Source organism: Chitinophagales bacterium (genome assembly GCA_020636495.1).
In the GTDB taxonomy this organism is placed as follows: Bacteria; Bacteroidota; Bacteroidia; order Chitinophagales; family Chitinophagaceae; genus UBA5543.
Window position 1 is genome coordinate 2,541,962 of the sequence record JACJXQ010000008.1, and the last position, 18,526, is coordinate 2,560,487.

The 18,526-nt window shown below is 42.6% G+C and carries 15 protein-coding genes; 3 read left to right on the forward strand and 12 right to left on the reverse strand.

Annotation, left to right across the window (positions count from 1 at the left end):
- Nucleotides 1-4 precede the first annotated feature (4 nt).
- The 4 genes from H6550_11260 to H6550_11275 all read right to left on the reverse strand — a co-directional run bounded on the left by H6550_11260 (nucleotide 5) and on the right by H6550_11275 (nucleotide 6,447).
- Nucleotides 5-1,414, reverse strand: coding sequence for an MBL fold metallo-hydrolase (locus H6550_11260; protein MCB9046699.1), 1,410 nt, complete (start codon nucleotides 1,412-1,414; stop codon nucleotides 5-7).
- A gap of 104 nt (nucleotides 1,415-1,518) precedes the next feature.
- Nucleotides 1,519-3,495: a peptidylprolyl isomerase gene (locus H6550_11265; GenBank protein MCB9046700.1), complete on the reverse strand. Its 1,977-nt coding sequence runs from the start codon at nucleotides 3,493-3,495 to the stop codon at nucleotides 1,519-1,521.
- Between the two features lie 15 nt (nucleotides 3,496-3,510).
- Nucleotides 3,511-4,980, reverse strand: a complete 1,470-nt coding sequence (locus H6550_11270) for a DUF5106 domain-containing protein (protein MCB9046701.1) — start codon at nucleotides 4,978-4,980, stop codon at nucleotides 3,511-3,513.
- A 33-nt stretch (nucleotides 4,981-5,013) separates the two neighbouring features.
- The gene (locus H6550_11275; GenBank protein ID MCB9046702.1) at nucleotides 5,014-6,447 is read right to left on the reverse strand and encodes a DUF5106 domain-containing protein; all 1,434 of its coding nucleotides are present in this window, start codon (nucleotides 6,445-6,447) and stop codon (nucleotides 5,014-5,016) included.
- A 150-nt stretch (nucleotides 6,448-6,597) separates the two neighbouring features.
- Here H6550_11275 and rlmD point away from each other — a divergent pair, with 150 nt between their 5' ends.
- The gene (rlmD, locus tag H6550_11280) at nucleotides 6,598-8,013 is read left to right on the forward strand and encodes a 23S rRNA (uracil(1939)-C(5))-methyltransferase RlmD (protein MCB9046703.1); all 1,416 of its coding nucleotides are present in this window, start codon (nucleotides 6,598-6,600) and stop codon (nucleotides 8,011-8,013) included.
- A 2-nt stretch (nucleotides 8,014-8,015) separates the two neighbouring features.
- On the opposite strand, the gene H6550_11285 is transcribed toward rlmD, so the two are convergent.
- The 6 genes from H6550_11285 to H6550_11310 all read right to left on the reverse strand — a co-directional run bounded on the left by H6550_11285 (nucleotide 8,016) and on the right by H6550_11310 (nucleotide 13,302).
- Nucleotides 8,016-8,696 (reverse strand): T9SS type A sorting domain-containing protein, encoded by a 681-nt coding sequence (locus H6550_11285; protein ID MCB9046704.1) that lies wholly within the window; start codon nucleotides 8,694-8,696, stop codon nucleotides 8,016-8,018.
- Between the two features lie 362 nt (nucleotides 8,697-9,058).
- Nucleotides 9,059-9,454 (reverse strand): hypothetical protein, encoded by a 396-nt coding sequence (locus H6550_11290; GenBank protein ID MCB9046705.1) that lies wholly within the window; start codon nucleotides 9,452-9,454, stop codon nucleotides 9,059-9,061.
- An 83-nt stretch (nucleotides 9,455-9,537) separates the two neighbouring features.
- Nucleotides 9,538-10,557 carry a S41 family peptidase gene (locus H6550_11295; protein MCB9046706.1) on the reverse strand — a complete coding sequence of 340 codons (1,020 nt, stop codon included), beginning with the start codon at nucleotides 10,555-10,557 and terminating at the stop codon, nucleotides 9,538-9,540.
- Nucleotides 10,558-10,574: 17 nt separating this feature from the next.
- Nucleotides 10,575-11,405, reverse strand: coding sequence for a hypothetical protein (locus H6550_11300; protein MCB9046707.1), 831 nt, complete (start codon nucleotides 11,403-11,405; stop codon nucleotides 10,575-10,577).
- A 55-nt stretch (nucleotides 11,406-11,460) separates the two neighbouring features.
- Nucleotides 11,461-12,084 carry a hypothetical protein gene (locus H6550_11305; GenBank protein ID MCB9046708.1) on the reverse strand — a complete coding sequence of 208 codons (624 nt, stop codon included), beginning with the start codon at nucleotides 12,082-12,084 and terminating at the stop codon, nucleotides 11,461-11,463.
- 147 nt (nucleotides 12,085-12,231) lie between these two features.
- On the reverse strand, nucleotides 12,232-13,302 hold the full coding sequence (locus H6550_11310; GenBank protein MCB9046709.1) for a branched-chain amino acid aminotransferase: 1,071 nt from the start codon (nucleotides 13,300-13,302) through the stop codon (nucleotides 12,232-12,234).
- A gap of 106 nt (nucleotides 13,303-13,408) precedes the next feature.
- Between H6550_11310 and H6550_11315 the strand changes: the two genes are divergently transcribed.
- Nucleotides 13,409-13,870 (forward strand): DNA polymerase III subunit psi, encoded by a 462-nt coding sequence (locus H6550_11315; GenBank protein ID MCB9046710.1) that lies wholly within the window; start codon nucleotides 13,409-13,411, stop codon nucleotides 13,868-13,870.
- The gene (locus tag H6550_11320) at nucleotides 13,854-15,782 is read left to right on the forward strand and encodes a RecQ family ATP-dependent DNA helicase (protein ID MCB9046711.1); all 1,929 of its coding nucleotides are present in this window, start codon (nucleotides 13,854-13,856) and stop codon (nucleotides 15,780-15,782) included. Before H6550_11315 ends, H6550_11320 begins: the two co-directional genes overlap by 17 nt.
- A 2-nt stretch (nucleotides 15,783-15,784) precedes the next feature.
- Here the strand turns inward: H6550_11320 and H6550_11325 are convergent, their stop codons facing one another.
- A complete protein-coding gene (locus H6550_11325) occupies nucleotides 15,785-17,467 on the reverse strand; it encodes an NAD+ synthase (GenBank protein ID MCB9046712.1) in 1,683 nt (560 codons plus the stop codon).
- A 96-nt stretch (nucleotides 17,468-17,563) separates the two neighbouring features.
- Nucleotides 17,564-18,385, reverse strand: coding sequence for a PorT family protein (locus H6550_11330; GenBank protein ID MCB9046713.1), 822 nt, complete (start codon nucleotides 18,383-18,385; stop codon nucleotides 17,564-17,566).
- Between the last annotated feature and the right edge of the window lie 141 nt (nucleotides 18,386-18,526).

Here is an 18,526-nt window from a genome sequence, read left to right on the forward strand (position 1 = left end):
CCTATCAGATACCCAGGCCAATCTCCTGGTGTAGTGCAGGTATCTCTACATCAAGAAAGCCCTTTCTTACCAGGCGGTCCCTGAAACGTATCTGCACATCATATTCTCCATGTACAAGAAATACTTTCTTCACATCCTCTTTGTGCTGGCAAGACAGCCATTGCGACAGATCTTCATAATCAGCATGCGCACTCATTGAATCTATTATAGCTATCTGCGCCCTTACATTATACTGTGTACCAAATATACCAACACTCTCCGGACGTTTTTTTAATTTGCCACCCAGCGAATTAGGTTCACAATAACCCACCATCAGTATAGTATTGTCAGCGTTGCCGATATTATTGGCTATATGATGTTTCACCCTTCCTGCTTCTGCCATACCCGAAGCTGATATGATCACACACGGACCATCCAGCGTATTCAGTCGCTTAGAGGCATCCACATCCTTTACAAATTCAAGTCCCTTGAACATAAACACATCATTATCCTTCTTCAGCACATCCTGCACATGCTTATTGAAACACTCAGGGTGATGCTTGATAACGTTCGTTATTTTGGTAGACAATGGACTGTCAACATAATAGGTCAGATTAGGCAACCTGCCTTCCAGTTCCAGCAGGTTGAGCATGTACAGTAATTCCTGCGTACGGCCTAAGCTAAATGCCGGAATGATAAGTTTCCCTTTCTTTTCAAGGCAGGTTTGTTCTATATAATGCAACAGGTCATCAACTGCAGGTGCCACAAGGTCGTGTAGCTTGTCGCCATAGGTAGACTCAACAATTATATAGTCCGCCTGCGGAAAATCTTCCGGTGAACGAAGCAACATGTCACTATACCTACCTACATCACCACTAAACGTCAAGCGTATTTCTTTTCCATTCTCAATTATTTTCAGGTTCACAGCGGCACTACCCAGTATATGCCCGCAATCCGTATACAACAACTCAACGCTATCATCTATTTGAAAACGGTGGTTGTAACGCACCGTTTCTATATATGGAAGCACATTATACACGTCAGCTTCGGTATACAGTGGTTCCACATGTTCACGGCCCTGTGCGTCGCGTTGCTTATTAATGTGTATTGTATCCGATAATTGTATATAGGCGGAGTCTATCAGCAACAACTCAAGCAGCTCCCTGGTTGCAGGTGTACAGAATATCCTCCCGCTGAAACCATCCTTCACCAGTTTGGGCAGCAACCCTATATGGTCTATATGCGCATGAGAAAGAATAACAAAGTCTACTTCCGACGGCTCAAAACCCCACTCTGCATTCAGAGTAAGCGTTTCTTTGCCCATACCCTGGAACATACCACAGTCCAGCAAAAACTTCTTTTTAGGATTATTAAGATGTACCAGGTGTTTAGACCCCGTAACAGTGCGCGCAGCGCCGTGAAAGGAAATTTTCATTCAAAAGATTTAAGACATCAACAAGATACGAACTAATAGTACATAAATGAAAACGGCCCCGTTTATTGTCAACGGGGCCGAAAGCATATTTAATACAACTATTATTATTTCACCATATCGTCAAATACTTTTTCATTGACAGTCATAGGGTATTTTTTGCGTAGTTGTTCATTCCATGTTTTCTCCAGGTAATCCTGGTATTCAGCTATTACATACCCCCTGGCCTCGTCCAGTGTTTTAGGGTTAGGACCGTCAAACACTTCTTTCGCCATTACTACAGTGTAAGTACCATCTGCATTCTTTTTGGCATCGGTTGGTTTACCAGCCTTAATATCAGCTTTAGGGAATGTCTCAAACTTGCTGAACTCATAATAACCCTTCTGGATATTAACAGAACCCGGCGCTTTATCTGTATTCAGCTTTTTGATGATCTCTTCGTCAGTCGTTCCTTTCTTAGACATCATTTTTACACCTTCTTTCATAGCCGCTTCTGTTTTAAAGTTGTATACAGAACCCCTGAAACCGGCCTGCCATGTATAGTTATTCTTCTTCTTTTCGTAGAATTCTTTCAGACCTGCGGTATCTTTCGATGCTTTGCCCCATACATTGCGGTCCATCAGCTCAAACAACATGATACCGTCACGATACTCGGTCATCAGGTTTTTGAATTCCGGTTTCTCGTTGATCAGGTTCTCTTCTTCTATATCATTCACTACGGTCTTTACATAGTTGTCGTATATGTTTTTGAAGATGATGGCTTTAGGCCCCATTACACGGCCACGGGTCACCTGCTCAGCATAAGTAAGCATGTCTGATGCTTTGTACTTAACTCCCTTCAATTCAAAAAGTGTTGTTTCCGGGCCTTTATAGTCTTTCGCCGCAAACTTGTTGGCATCAGCACCAGTGTCGGCAATACTTGCTACAAACGCTTCCTGCAGTTGCTCTACGTTCTCAGGATATTCTTTAAAGTTGTTCTTCTTTTTGATGCTGTTATAAAAACTCTCGCGTGCTATCTGTGCACGGTCATCACGCTCCACTTTGTTCTTCAGCTCCAGCTTGATGCTGTCGTACGGAGGAACAGGGTATTTTTTAACCAGTTTCAGGATGTGGTAACCATAGTCTGTTTTTATTACATCAGACATATCCCCGGGCTTTTTAAGTGCAAAGGCTGCCGCCTCAAACTCAGGAACGTAAGCACCAATACCAAACTTCTCCATCACACCATCATTCTCTTTTGAATAGTTGTCGTCAGAGTATTTCTTCACCATGTCTTCAAACTTCGCGCCCTTCTTCAATTCCGCCTTCACCTGGTTGGCTTTTTTCAGGTCTTCAGCACGCTCTTCCTCTGTCTTTGTTTTGGGCGATGCGATCATGATCTGCGCTACCTGCACTTCTCCCTGTGCCGGCTTCCTGTCCTCTACATATAGGATATGATATCCATACTGTGTCCTGAATGGCTTAGACACTTTACCTACCGGGGTGCTGTATGCCGCATTCTCAAAAGGATAAACCGTTTGTAACGCTGTAACATAACCTATCTCACCACCATTCACTTTCGATGTCCTGTCGTCTGAATATTGGGCTGCCATCTTTGCGAATGACGCTTTACCCTTGGTTATTACATTGTACAGGCTGTCTATCAGCTTATAGGGCGCAACCGTGTCTTTAGAGGGCGCCATCGGCGACGACTGTATCAGTATATGTGATACTTTCACCACCTCCTGCAGCCTGCTATAGGCCTCTTCTATCTGTTTCTTGCTTACCTCTTCGTCTGTCAGGTAAGATTGAGCCAGTTGTTTGCGGTAGTTGCTCAGTTCATATTGGATACTGGTTATTGTATCCAGATGCTGCTCTTCGGCCTCTTTCACTTTCATCCTGAACAACGAATACAAGTCAAGATATTCTTTCAGTGCGGCTCGGCTGTAATCCGGTTTCTGGTTAATAGCATTCTTCTTGTAAACACGTAAAAACTCGTTCTTATCTACTTCCGTGTTCCCGAACTTAAATAAAGTCTGCGCATACAGTGAGTTGGTGAGTAGTACTACGACGGCACAAGTTAAGGTCAACTTTCGCGTTAGCATATTTGTTTATTTTTTTTATGATTTTAATTTACCCGCTTTTTTGTCTTTTTCTTTTCTTTCCAGCATCTCTATCACATCAAGAATGTTGGAGTGGTCTATCCTTTTACCCCTGATGATCTTGCGTTCATCCAACAAATATAGAACAGGAGTGCTATAAATATCGTATTCAGCCCTGAATCTTGTCTTTCTTTCAGGGTCATACACATGCACCCAGTCGTCAAAACCTTTTTCTTTTATCACCTCTTTCCACTTGGTAGTATCTCCTTCGGTGCGTACTCCATATATCTTAACCCCTTTTTTCTTTAGCACTGCTTTGTACAGTGAGTCTACTTTAGGCATTTCCGTCAGGCAGTGCCCGCACTCCGGCGACCAGAATATAAGCAGGGTATATTTGGCGTCCAGGTCGTGCAACGAATGTATTTTCCCGTTAATATCAGGCATTTTCAACTCTGGTGCTATTTTTCCCAGCACGTTGGGTGCTATTTTCTGAGCACGCTCTATATACTTTTCCAGGTCTTCTGTACTCAGCCAGAAAGCATCACCCCTCATATAATAATTTTCCACAAGATATACAAAGGCAGCATCCATACCCATTATCTTGCTCGACTCGGCATAGCGGGTCAGCCACCACAGGGTGTATTTGAACATGTCTTTTGTGCCTCTTGTTTTGGCGATGATAGCATCTGCTTCCTTTTCAAATGTATCGGCCAGTGGCAACACCAGCTTACCAAAATATTCTTCCAGCCTGCCATCATAAATAGGTGTGTGTATCAGCCTGTCATCCTGGAAGTCAAAATCATCCCAATAATGCCCTTTGTAATAATCATAGGCAAACGAGCTGTCTTCTGTACCATCAGGCAAAAGGTGTTTGCCTTCCGGTACTTCCGGCACGTTCAGCGCTTTGAATATATTCGTCAGCAATGTATTAGGATAGTTCTTTGAATAGTCCCTGCGGTATTGCTTCAGTTCATTAGACAATTTTTTATACTGGTTGCGTACAGCTTCTGTATCAGCCGCTGTCTTTGCCTTTTCAAACTCTTCGTTCAGCGCTACACTTCTTTTACCATAGTCTGTCAGGTAATCTACATATTTCACAAAACGGGTATTCTCTTCACTGTTCTTGAATGTGATACCGGACGGTAGTTTCGACTTGGTAGCCGTAACGGAAAATTCATCGCCGTTATTCAGCAACATTTCAAAATATGATGACTTGTCTGACAGCAAAACCATATAGATACCGCCAACAGTAAATGTATCTGTTTCAAATACTGCCTCTCCTTTCTTATTAAGTATGGCTGAGTCTGAACGATAGATGGTAGGCAGCGGTTTACCATAGTAATGCACCAGGTATATGGTACTGTCTGTCAGGTCGGTAAACTTCACTTTGATCTTATATCCGTCTTTGCCCTTAAAGGTTTTTGCCTCCGTTTGCATTGCGGTCATAGCTATGAACAGCAATAAGAGGGTTGTTGTTATCTTACGCATATATAGTATTATTCTTAAATGTAAATTCAGTTCTTATTTTTTTGAAGCTCCTTTTGCTTCTTCTTCCAGTATACTCACCACAACAGGAATATTGGTATGATCCAGCTTTTTACCCCTGATTATCTTTTTTTCGTCCAGCAAATATACACTAGGCGTTCCATACACATCATATTGCGACCTGTATTTGGATGTGCCCTCCGGATCATATACATGTATCCAATTGTCCAGGTGGTCATTCTTCACCAACCTATGCCATTTTGCTGTATCCTTATCTACGTTGAAGCCTACCACTTTCATACCTTTCTTAAGCAGGCCTTCCGCTTGTATCATAGAGTCTATACGAGGTATCTCCTCCTGGCAGTGGCCACAATCGGGCGACCAGAACACCAGTAAGGTATATTTAGCATCCAGCCCGTTCAGCGAAAAATCAGCATTATCCATCTTCTTCACCTTGAGTTCAGGTGCCAGGTTACCAATAACGTTAGGTGCTATACTACGTGCGCGGTCTATGTATTTTTGCAAAGTTCCGGGATTCAGCCAGTAGGCATCCCCTTTCATGTAGTAGCTCTCCACCATGTGCACAAACACTGCATCCATGCCCATCAGGTTGCTTTCCTGTGCGTAGTTGGTCAGCCAGTGCACTACGAATTTAAACATCTCTTTCGATGCACGTGATTTCTTTACTACTATATCCGCCTCTTTATTAAAAGTATCAGGTATGCCCGGTACCAGTTTTGTGAAATATTCTTCCAGTTTGCCCTCCAGTAAAGGTGTATACACCAGGCGTTCATCACTAAAATCAAAGTTATCCCAGTAATGCTCTTTATACTGCTTATACTGTGCTTCCCTGTCAACAGTACCATCCTGCTTTTTTACTGTCGGCACTTCAGGCACTTCCAGTGCCAGGAAGATATTTGACAACAGCGTATTAGGATGTTGTTTGATATAATCTTTCCTGAATTGGGTCACATCCACCGACATAGCCCTGAACTTCTCTTGTATGGCTGCTGAGTCTTGTTTTGTTTTTGCCTTTGCCATATCAGCTGTCAATTGCTGATGCCTGGAGCTGACTTCACTCAGAAAAGTGACATATTTAAAAAAGCGGTCATTCTCCGGACTGTTCTTAAATGTTACGTCCATAGGCATTTTCGCTACGCTGGCGGTAATGTCCATCTTCTGCCCGTTATCCAGCAGAAATTCAAAATAATGTGCGTTGTCATCCAGTATGATCAGGTACAACCCGCCTATGATCTTATCAGTACTTTGAATGACGGCATTGCCTTTCTTGTCCAATGTCGCAGAGTCAACCTTGTAAATAGTGGGTAACGGCTTGCCGTAATAGTGTGCTAAAAACACTTTTTTATCGGCCTGGTCAGTAACTTTCAGTTTTATCGTGTAGCCATCCTGCGCAAATAGGTTTGAATAACTAAAGGATAGTACGAACAGTGCAAGTAGAATTTGTCTCATAATTTGGCCCGTGAAGGTAGCTGTTTTTAGAAAATGGTTAAATAATTAATATTAGCCATTACTATATGACTGTAAATTTATAAATCCTGACGGGGTATAATAGACAAAGCGTTGTAGCTTTGCCCTTGTTTAACGAAATTCTAACAGGTTTTGGCGAGAAAAAAGAATAAACCACTGGTTTATAATATTACAATTGAATCGTATGCGGCAGAAGGCAAAAGTATTGCACACCTGGAAGACGGTAAAGTACTGTTTCTGCCCAATGCCATACCCGGCGATGTAGTGACCGCACGCGTGCTGAAGAACAAGAAAAGCTATGCCGAAGGTAAGGTTACCGAGGTTACTACCCCCTCGCCTACCCGAGTTGAACCGTTTTGTGAACACTTTGGTATTTGCGGGGGGTGCAAATGGCAGATGTTGCCATACGAATTGCAACTGAAATACAAACAACAACAGGTTGCAGATCAGTTGAAACGCATTGGTCATGTAACACTGCCGGATATACAGCCTATACTGGGCAGCCCGCGTCAACAGCATTACCGCAACAAACTGGAATTTACCTTCTGCACACACCGCTACCGTACTACAGAGGAACTGGCAACCGCAGAAGGTGAAGTGCTGCAACCGGAACCAGCACTGGGTTTTCACGCCCCGGGCTTTTTCGACAAAGTGGTGCCCATAGAGCATTGCTACCTGCAGGACGAACCCACTAATACCTTGCTGAAAGTATTGCGCGAATACACTACTGAACGAAACTTGCCTTATTATGACCACAAAGCACATACCGGCTGGCTACGCAATATCATGATACGTGTAGCACGTACCGGCGAGGTGCTGGTGAACCTCATCGTAAAAAAAGAGAATAAAAAAGAACGCGAAGCCATACTGGAACATATTCTGCAAAATGTACCGGGTATCACTTCATTGCACTATACCATCAATGGTAAGGTGAACGATAGTATCCACGACCAGGATGTACAGTTGTACTCCGGCAAAGGCTATATTGAAGAAACACTGGAGGATTTCCGTTTTATGATATCTCCCAAATCCTTCTTCCAGACCAACACCTACCAGGCCGAAGAACTATATCGTGTCACCCGCGAGTTTGCAGGACTTACCGGCAACGAAGTATTGTATGATCTGTATTGCGGCACGGGTAGTATTGGTATATTCTGCTCAGCAGGCGCAAAACGGGTGATCGGTATCGAGCTGATAGAAGATGCCATAGTAGATGCCAAAAAGAATGCTTCGCTTAATAATATTGAACACTGCGACTTTTATGCCGGCGATGTAGCCGCTATATGTACCGATGAATTCTTTGCGGAGCATGGCAGGCCCGACGTTATCATTACCGATCCTCCACGTGCAGGTATGCACGAAAAGCTGGTGCAACAACTGCTGAAGATGCGTGCCCCGAAAATTGTATATGTAAGTTGCAACCCCGCCACACAGGCACGGGACCTGGCACTACTCTGCGAGGACTATAACATCACCCGCCTGCAGCCGGTTGATATGTTCCCGCATACACATCATATAGAAAATGTTGCCCTGCTGGATTTGAAATAACACTACCTGCTGATGACAAACCTTTTTACCTGCACACCTTCCGTGCGATGCAGTCTCAGTGTATAGATACCCGGCGGGCTCTCTGCGAGATCGATTGTCTTTTTCAGATAATTGTTCGCCGGCATTACACTTTCACTATATACCACCTGTCCCATAGCATTAACAATATCAAGCTTTACGGCTCCTGTCTGGCCTGTGAATGAGTTTTCAATAACAAACCTCCCGTTATTGGGATTAGGGTAAATATGTGTGTCCGGTAAACTTTGTTCATTACCATCTACACTTAGTGGCAGGAATATTGACCAGTCTGGAGCATAATAATAGGTATCTACCTGGGGAGGAGGCTGGTAGATAAACAACCCATACATACTTATCCTGATCTCTTTAATATTTTGAGGTATCTTTTCCAGGGTCAATGTATCTGTCTTAATACAATGATTAGCAGGAAATGCTTCTGAAATATCATAGTAGACAGAGAAGTTCAATACATTACCATTTATGGTGCTGGTTGTGTCATGAATGACCGGACAAAACGAACCCGAACCAAATGAAAATGAAGCTACAACCTCAAGAGTTATACTATCATTATTGGCATTAAGCACTTTCACGCTTTTCAATTGCGTAGCTGTGCATACCTGCAAGCTTAATAACAATATTGCAATAACGGAGAATAACGACTTCATTACATAAGCAATTTAGCTAATAATAAAACAAATCAGGCATCTGTAATTTATAAGTGTCATAATTACATATTTTTTACGTATATTTACACATATACTAACATGGTCAATTATAAGTATATTTCAGAAGTTCTTTGACATATTAACCATTTCACCGACATGACAGCAAGACAAGTTATATATCTATATTATCTACAAGCATTTAATATTCAGAGTACCCTACCCTAAAAAAGATACTTTTCGATACAAAACGATACAAAAAAACACATTTTGCAGGGGTTGATATTCACTATATACTTTTGCATAATACATAAAAAAATCCCGTCGCTGTCGGGCGACGGGATGAATATCGAAATAGCCTGTTCTTACTTTTCAGTAACAGGTACTATCATTCTGTAGTATTTAAACATGAAGTCTGAAGTAATATTCACCGGTACACCTCCGGCAACGTCTTTGTTGATACTGGTATCATAACCATCAGCATAGATATAAAATTTGCCTGGTCGCTGATTCAGGAACAAAGCCATCGGGCCCTCGTCCGTCATCACCACTTCGGCAGATGCATCGTAGCTATCAGGCATGTTGGTTGCGTCTCTCTTAAGATAAACCTTACCTGTATTAATAACATCGTCGTGATGTTTCAGCGTCACAACGATCCTCATTTCGCTACAGGTTTGACAATTATTACCTTCAACACCGTCTTTTGAGCAGGAAGCGAAGGAAAGCAGGGCAGCAGTTGCAATAAGTAATCTGAGTTTCATACAAAAAAAATTAGGTATATGTAAATGTACTTTATTATAGAAATTTACAAAATAATCCTAATCTTTTTTTTGTGATTGAGATGTTAAGGGTTCTTGATAGCATTTAATGCCGCGTCCAGTATAGCATCGTGGGTCTTGTCGTTAGGGTCCATATCTACCCTCAGTGTTGGCGGAACCCCCTCTTCTATATTGCGGTCATCATCGGTGGTGTAGTATGAACCCGGGAAGGTGATCTGCCAGCCGTTGGACAGTTCAGCCCCTACTATCATACCTGCCTGGCCACCCGTGGTATCGCCATATACTTTGACATTGGGATAGCCCTGCGCACCGGTGGCAAACAATGCTGCTGAACCCAATGTGCCCCTGTTGGTCAGCAAGATGAATTGTTTGGGGAACTTGGTTTTATCACTTTGTTCAAGATAGCTGGTTTGTGCATCCGCAAACTCATCATGCTCCGGACCCTGCTTATAATAGGCTTTCCACAGTTGGGCGGTGATGGTATAGTTGGTATCAATGCCCATCCTCTTCAGCAGGGTGAATGCATTCCTGATGTCTCCGCCCCGGTTATTACGTATATCAAACACCACGCCTTTTATACTGTCGTTGTTCAGCCGCAGCTTCTCTATGATGATATCCAGTTGTGCGTCTTTAACTTCATCGTTAAAGCTCTCGTAATACACGTACCCTATCGAGTCGATAATGGTATGTATAAACGGCCCGGTCTTTTCGTGGTCCTTCCAGTAGAACCGCTCCAGCAGCTTACGGTTGAAGTTTGCATTGTAATAGGTCGTGTCGATGAAGTAGAACTCAGCAAACTCTGTCTTCATACTAACAGAGGGGTCGTGCAGTAATTTCAGCATTTTAACACAGGTATCATAAAAGGCACGGGTCTCCATGGTATCATATATCTTCTTAAGATACTCCCTGTGTATCGTATCCCAGTCTATGTCTTTATACTCGAAATACACATAGCCTTCGTCCAGTGTTTTCCATAGGTTCTCAAATACTGCAATATTCGATTTCGGGGTAGGGTCGGGCATCAAAAGGCGCTCACAGGATGTAAGCATTATGATCAGCGATAAAAAAACGATTATTCTCTTCATATCTGCACTTGGTCCGGTTAGTAATTAAACATGAATATTACTGATACAATATGCTCAGCGAAGTAAGCTTTGTTAAAGGTCTTAAAGCGGGTATAGTCCCATTGGTAGGATATCTGCACGGCATTACCGTTGTCCAGCCTGTATATCAGCCCAGCCCTGCTGTTCACCCTGAAATAGCGGCCGAAAGACCCCGTTCCGTTATTCCTGAAAAAGTCGCCTATCACATTGTTTTCGGGGTCGGCGAGTTCCTGCCTGTTCAGGTAATACGGACGCGATGTATTAGCCAGCAAGGGTATTGCCAGATCCCATGTCAGGAAGGAGGTTTTGCCACGAACGGTAACTTCTTTGGTTATCTTGCCACAGAGCCCCAGGCTGGCGGCGTATTCATATACTTTTGCGGCGTCTTCCAGTATCGGTGCATTTTTGTAACCAAAATACCCGGACAGTATAGCCCCCACCCTGAAGTCATAATACATCATTTCAGTTGGCAGCTTCACCAGGTAACGATAGTCTACCAATGCACGTTGGGTCTTTACCTTAGGCTTCAGTGGCTTGTCTACATTATGCGTCAGGTTCATGCTGGATGCACGCATAGACACTTCACTATACGATGTCTGGTTCACCTTGATATTACCTATCATTGGCTGTACTCCTACCCTGCTGTACCAGATGGGAGATATAGACGGGTCGTTCATCACCTGGTAGGTGGCACCTGCACCAATACACAGGTATCGCAAATGTCCGTTCTTGGTTTCTATTCCACCGTCATCTTCGGTATACTGGGCATACACGCTGTGACTCAATAGCAACGCGGTTAACAATAGCAGTACGCTCCTGCCAAATTCCATATTGTAAATATTTGCGGAAAAATATCAATAAATAAAGGAACGGCAAAGAACTAGTTTACATTTCAACCCAATCATATACAAGGGAGAGCCATTCATTCATAGGTTTATACAGGTAACCATTTTGCAGGCCGGTATTCAGTTCTACTTCTTCGTACCGGTAAACACCTTTTGAGGCGTCTTTTATCGCATCACAGCTTACCCACACATAGTCTGTCTTTTCTCTTATTGATAAAACTGTACCATAAAGATCGATATTGAAGTAATGCGCTACCAGTTCGTTGCATCCGCTCAGCACAACATACCTCACTTGGTCGTTCCTGATATGAGCCGAGGTGAGCATGGTAATCAAGGCACCTTTGCCGGTGCCAACAACACTGATACTTTCCGGAGATATGCCTTCCTTCAATAAGCTATCCACCTGCCTGGCCACCAGCCATGAGTAATGATCAGGGTCAGTACCATATGGGCGTTCCTCTGAATACAACACATATCCACGATCTTGAAAGGCAGCTTTTATTGCATCATATTCGTAGCTACCGTATTGCTGATTGAATGCGCTATCCGGCATATCCTCAAGTATCTTGTTATGCAGAAAAAATACATAATGTGTACTGTTGTCTGCGCCGCATGCTACAACAGACAAAACAAATAGTGATATGAGGAGACTTAGCGATTTCATTTATATATGATTGATAGCTATCATCACAAATGCCAAATTAAAAAAACATATACGCAATTTGTGTTAATCAATGGTTATCAATCGTAATAAAAAATGCCCTGCACAGCAGGGCATTTAAATTGATTATTATTAGTTACGTATTTCAAGTTACGACAACCGGTATACCCATCCACGAGTATCAGGCTTTCGACCATAGCGGATGTCATTAAGCTCTTCCTTGATCCATGGTGCTAATTTCCATGTTGATTGTTCCGGTAGTTCCATTCTTACCCCCATATAGGTAAGGTCCGATATTGGCGCAACAGATGCCGCTGTACCTGTTCCAAATGCTTCAAGTAACTTACCGGAACGGTGGGCCTCAATAATCTCATCTATATGCAAAGGACGCTCTTCTACCTCATACCCATTCTCTCTGAGTATAGAGATAACACTATCACGCGTAACACCCTCCAATATGGTCTCGCTCAGGTCAGGTGTCACTACTTTATCACCTATTACAAAAAACACGTTCATAGTACCTATCTCCTGTACATACTTGTGCTCTATTCCGTCCATCCACAATATCTGGTCGAAACCTTTCTTGCGTACTTCAGTCATGGGGTACATACTGGCACCGTAGTTACCTGCCGCTTTAGTATAACCTATTCCACCGGGGAAAGCTCTTACATAAGTTTCGTCAACATATATGGACACAGGCTTAGCATAGTAGGGACCTGCCGGGCTGGAGATGATCATAAACCTGAACCTCGTGGTAGGTTTGATACCGATAAACTCATCCATCGCCATCATAAAAGGACGTATATAAAGAGAAGTACCTTCAGTACCCGGAACCCAATCCCTGTCCAGTTCAATAAGCTCCCTCAGACCCTCCATAAAAATATCTTCTGGCACATAGGGCATGCCCAAACGTTCAGCAGAACGGTTGAAACGTTTCCAGTTATCATGCGGCCTGAATATTATCGGATTACCTTCAGGGTCTTTGTATGCTTTTATACCTTCGAAAATTGCCTGCCCGTAGTGTATGAAAGAAGTCGCAGGGCTCATGCTCAGATTACCATATGGTATTATCTGTGGCTGTTTCCACTCACCATTCTCATAGTCAGCCACCAGCATATGGTCCGAATACAGTCTTCCGAACTCAATATTATCCTGGTTCAATTGGTGGAGCCTGCTCAATTCGGTTTTGTTTACATTTATATTAAATGTGGATACATTCATGTGCAAAAATTTTAAAGAGCGAATAATTCGAAAAGGATTACAAAGAAACGAAAAAAAATGGAATAGATTTGCTAAAATTGTATGACGATAGGCTGAAACACTTGATATGACTGATTTCCCGAGGATATTAAATACTGAAATTATTGATACTGAAATAGATATATTCTGGCAAAACGATCACATTGCTATGCCGGATATGTCACCACGGAAAGTGCTTATCGTAACAACCCAACACAATGAAAATTCAGCAGAACAGGCACAATTAAACAAAATAATCAATGCTTGTAAACTTACTGCAGAACAATATAATATCATTCAGGTAGCAACAGGTAAGCAAGTGGCATGGCACCAAATAAAAAACACCATACAACCTGAAAATGTCTTGTTATTTGGTGTTCACCCAAACCAGCTAGGGGTGTCAGCTTTATTCCGTCTCAACAGTATCAATCATTTTGACGGGGCGAAATGGATACCTACCTTATCTTTACAGGAGTTGGAACAACAACCTCAAGCAAAGAAAGACCTCTGGTCGAATGCACTGAAACCAATATTTGCAGATCAACAATAATTTGCCCAACCCGGAAGATATATTAAAACAATACTGGGGCTATGACCACTTCAGGCCATTGCAGAAAGAAATTATCAACTCGGTATTACAAGGAGAAGATACTCTTGCTTTACTGCCAACCGGTGGTGGCAAATCTATTTGCTACCAGTTGCCTTCATTAATACACAACGGCATAACCCTGGTGATAACACCGCTCATAGCCCTGATGCAAGAGCAGGTAGAACGATTGAAGGAACAGGGCATTTCCGCAGCACACATCAGCGCCGGTATGAGCAGGCAAGATGTACACAGAATACTCAATAATACTGTAGAGGGTGGATACAAGCTATTGTATATCTCTCCGGAAAGGATTCAAACAGACCTTTTCAACGAATACCTTCCTGCTATGAACCTGCGGCTCATAGCCGTTGATGAAGCACACTGTGTTTCACAATGGGGTCACGATTTCAGGCCTGATTACCTCAAAGTTGCTACTCTCAGAGAAGTATTCAAACATTTGCCTGTACTCGCTGTCACTGCTTCCGCCACCTTAGAAGTGGTAGAGGACCTGCTGCAACAATTGCAAATGAAGCAGACTAATGTATTCAGGCAAAGCTTTGAAAGAGCTAACCTTAATTATACAGTACAATACAGCGAGCAAAAGAATAACGACATAGCAGAACACCTGCAAAAACATACAGGAAGCTGTATTATATACTGCCGCAGCAGAAAGAAAACAGAACTGCTGAGCAGACAACTGCAGAGCATGGGAATAGATGCACTGCCCTACCATGCCGGCATGACCAATGATGCACGTACAGAAAACCGGCAACTTTGGATGAGCAACCGGGTGCCTGTAATGGTAGCCACCATAGCTTTTGGTATGGGAATAGATAAACCGGACGTTCAATCGGTATTGCACTATGACGTGCCCGAGCACCTGGAAGCCTATTACCAGGAGTCAGGCAGGGCTGGCAGAGATGGCAAACGCGCATATTCAGTCATGTTTTATAATCAACAAGATATCAACAGGTTAGAAGAATCTACCGAAACTCAATTCCCACCTTTTGAATTCATCAGAAAAGTGTACCAATCTGTTGCAGAATACCTGCAGATACCAACCGGAACAGAACCTTATCGTTATTATAATTTTGACCTGCAGGATTTTTGTACAAAATTCAAGCTTTCACTGACAACTACCGCATGCGCCTTAAAACTATTGGAACAGGAGGGCTTATGGACCTTAACCGAATCAGTACTAAAACCGGCAACAGTACAAATAATGGCCGACAGGCAGGAGCTTGACCATATCGGTAAGGTATACCCTGACCTGCATATGGTCATTACTACTATGTTGCGTTTGTATGGATCATTGTTCTACCATCCTACTGTCATCAACCATAAAGTGATAGCCAAACACCTGCGCATTAAACCACAGCTTGTAATACAATTGCTACAACAACTGGATAAGATGGAGCTCATTCAGTACAACCGGCCCAAGGATGGCCCGCAACTATTCTTTCATCATTATCGCGTTGAAAGTCAAAATCTTATAATTAACACCGAAAGAATAAATGCACTTAAAAATGTACACAAAGCACGAACTAACGCCATGATACATTTTACCAGCAACAAGACCGTTTGCAGGACAATAGACATGCTGAGGTATTTTGGTGAGGAACGGATTAAGAACTGCGGACATTGTGATGTTTGCCATACAATGAGGGGCACGTTTACAGCAGAACAAACCATTCAACAACACATAATTCGAAGCGTGTCTTCATACGGAGGATTGGGGCCTGTAAGAATAGCAGAACTGTGCAGGACGCTGCACCTAATTGACAAAGACGAGCTGATGTCGTCAGTCAGGAAACTTATTGACGAAGGTATATTAGGCTACGACAAGGCAACCGCCAGCGTATATCTTCGCTGACCTTATGACAGGTATTTACCCACTATCGGCACCCTGCGTCCTACTCCAAATGCTTTAGGTGACACCCTGATTATCGGACAAAATTGGTTCCTCTTATATTCATTCACATTCACCATCCTTAATATACGAGCAACTAATTCAGGGTCATAACCCATTGCTATGATCTCTTTGGGCCCTTGCCTACGTTCTATATATTGATATAATATCGGGTCTAATACATCATATTCCGGTAAGCTGTCGCTATCCTTCTGGTCGGGCCTCAATTCAGCGGATGGAGCCTTTTCTAATATGTGTACAGGTATTATTTCCTTATCACGGTTGATGTACCTGGCGAGTGCATATACCTGCATTTTGTACAAATCACCCAAGATACCCAGCCCTCCTGCCATATCTCCATATAAGGTACCATACCCTGTCGATAATTCACTTTTATTAGACGTGTTTAACAGTATGGTTCCGAACTTGTTAGACATTGCCATGACAAGAGCGCCACGAATACGGGATTGCAAATTTTCTTCTGCAATATTAAATGGCAAATCTTTAAAAACAGGGGTAAGTGCTTTTCTAAACTCGTAAAATATATCCTTGATAGACAATGTATTATATGGGTTATTTAAATTTTCAGATAACCTAACAGCATCGTCTACTGAATGCCCTGTAGAAAACTCAGACGGCATGAGTAATGCATCTACATTCTCACTGCCAAGGGCGTGGCAAGCAAGCACCAACGTAACAGCACTATCAATACCACCTGAAGAGGCAACAGTAGCTTTTGTAAAACCCATTTTGCCAAAGTAATCCCTGATCCCCATAATAAGAGCATCATATATTTCGTCAATATCAAGAGTAGGGGCTAACTGTTTAGGCATAGGGTCTACGTAGGGTATATCTACCGCTTCCTTGATAACCGGTTGTGCAAAAGTGTTATCATCCTTAAGGTCTACCGCCACAAGTGCCTCCTGAAAATATGGCAGCTCTGCAACAAGATTCTCCCCGGCATCCATTACTACAGAGCCTCCATCAAATACGATCTCGGTCTGTGAACCAACGGTATTGCAGTATACCATAGGCACCTTATATTTTGACACATTCTGTTTCACTATCCCCAAACGCTCTTGTGCCTGTGCATAGTCGAATGGAGAGGCGCTGATATTTATGATAACATCAGGTCTTTGTTCAATAAGTTTATCCATAGGACATATCCTGTACAGCGGGTTATCGCCAAGGTTCCAGATATCCTCGCATATGGTTATGGCCAGCTTTTTACCCATGAACTCATGCACATTCCACTCATTTCCAGGCTCAAAGTACCTGTACTCGTCAAATATATCATAGGTAGGCAATAAGGTTTTATTAACTACGGCCTGTATTTTTCCATCATATAACAGATATGCGCTGTTAAAAAGGTCTTTACCTTCTACAACAGGGTTCCTGCTTGGGCCTCCTACTATCACTCCTATACCCTGTGCTTCGCCTGCAATGGTTTCTATTGCATTAATACTTTGCTGCACAAAATCGTTGAACTCTAAAAAGTCTCTAGGGGGATAACCACACACAGCCAGTTCGGAGAAGACTACCAGGTCTCCACCCTGTTCCTTAGACTGCCTGATAGCATCAGATATTTTAGCTGTATTAGCCTCAAAATTGCCTATGTGGTAGTTTTGTTGTGCGAGAAATATCTTCATATGTGTCGCAAAATTACGATTAAAGTGCCGAGTATTTATATGAAAAAGCCCATACAGGAGCATGGGCAAATTTTGTCATATTGGTTTTACAAATTATCAGAAGAACATACCTACCTTTAACGCAAGGTTATTTAATCTCACGTTCCCATCTGAGAAATAGCCTTTGTATTCCATATTCAGCTCTTTAGGATTTGTTACATCGGGTGCAAAGCCATTGTTAAAGAACAAGCCGATATACAGGCTCATCTTCTGAGAAAGGCTGTATTCTATACCTGCGCCTAAGTTCATCTGGAACAAGATCGGGGTAATACTGAGACCTCCACGCAACCTTTCGTTTTCTCCTGTAATAGTCTTATCTACACTGACTCCACTGACTGTATCTGTATATACTACCTCATACGTCCCCTTCCTTGCAATATTCAGGGCTGCAGTAATTCCAATGTTTCCGAAAACCCGTACTCCCCCTGACAACTCATCGCTCAAAAGCTTCAAACCAAAAGGTACTTCAAAATATTGCAGGCGATAGTCAAAATTAGCAGACTTGACCATATTCACCGGTGCAGGTGTTGGCAGCTTAGTGATGTCATAAAGTGCATTCATTTTACCGCCTGTGGTATTCAGTTGCAAACCGGTGGCGATACCATAATTCTCTGTAAAGAAATGATCGATCATCAGCCCCCAGGTATAGCCTATCTTGGCCCCTTCGCTGTTCACCACATACAGTCCATCATTGCTTTTTGAAGCTGTCGGCTTCATCCAGGAATTGTTTGGCGCGATAAAAATGCCAATTCGTGTTTGTTTGTAATCACTGCCTCCTCTTGCCCTATTCTTAGATTCAACAGGCTCGCCATAAGTGTATTGTGCTGAAACAGAGTATGCACAAATACTGCAAATAATGATCGTAAGTATTTTCTTCATCTATATGTAATATGCCGGTTTAAAAGAATATTTAGGCAAATAACAGACTAATCTTATTTTTGCCCACGTAAAAATAACAGCATTTAACGGGATGTAAAGTTTTTGTGTATGAAAAATAACAAAATAAGACACATCGTACTA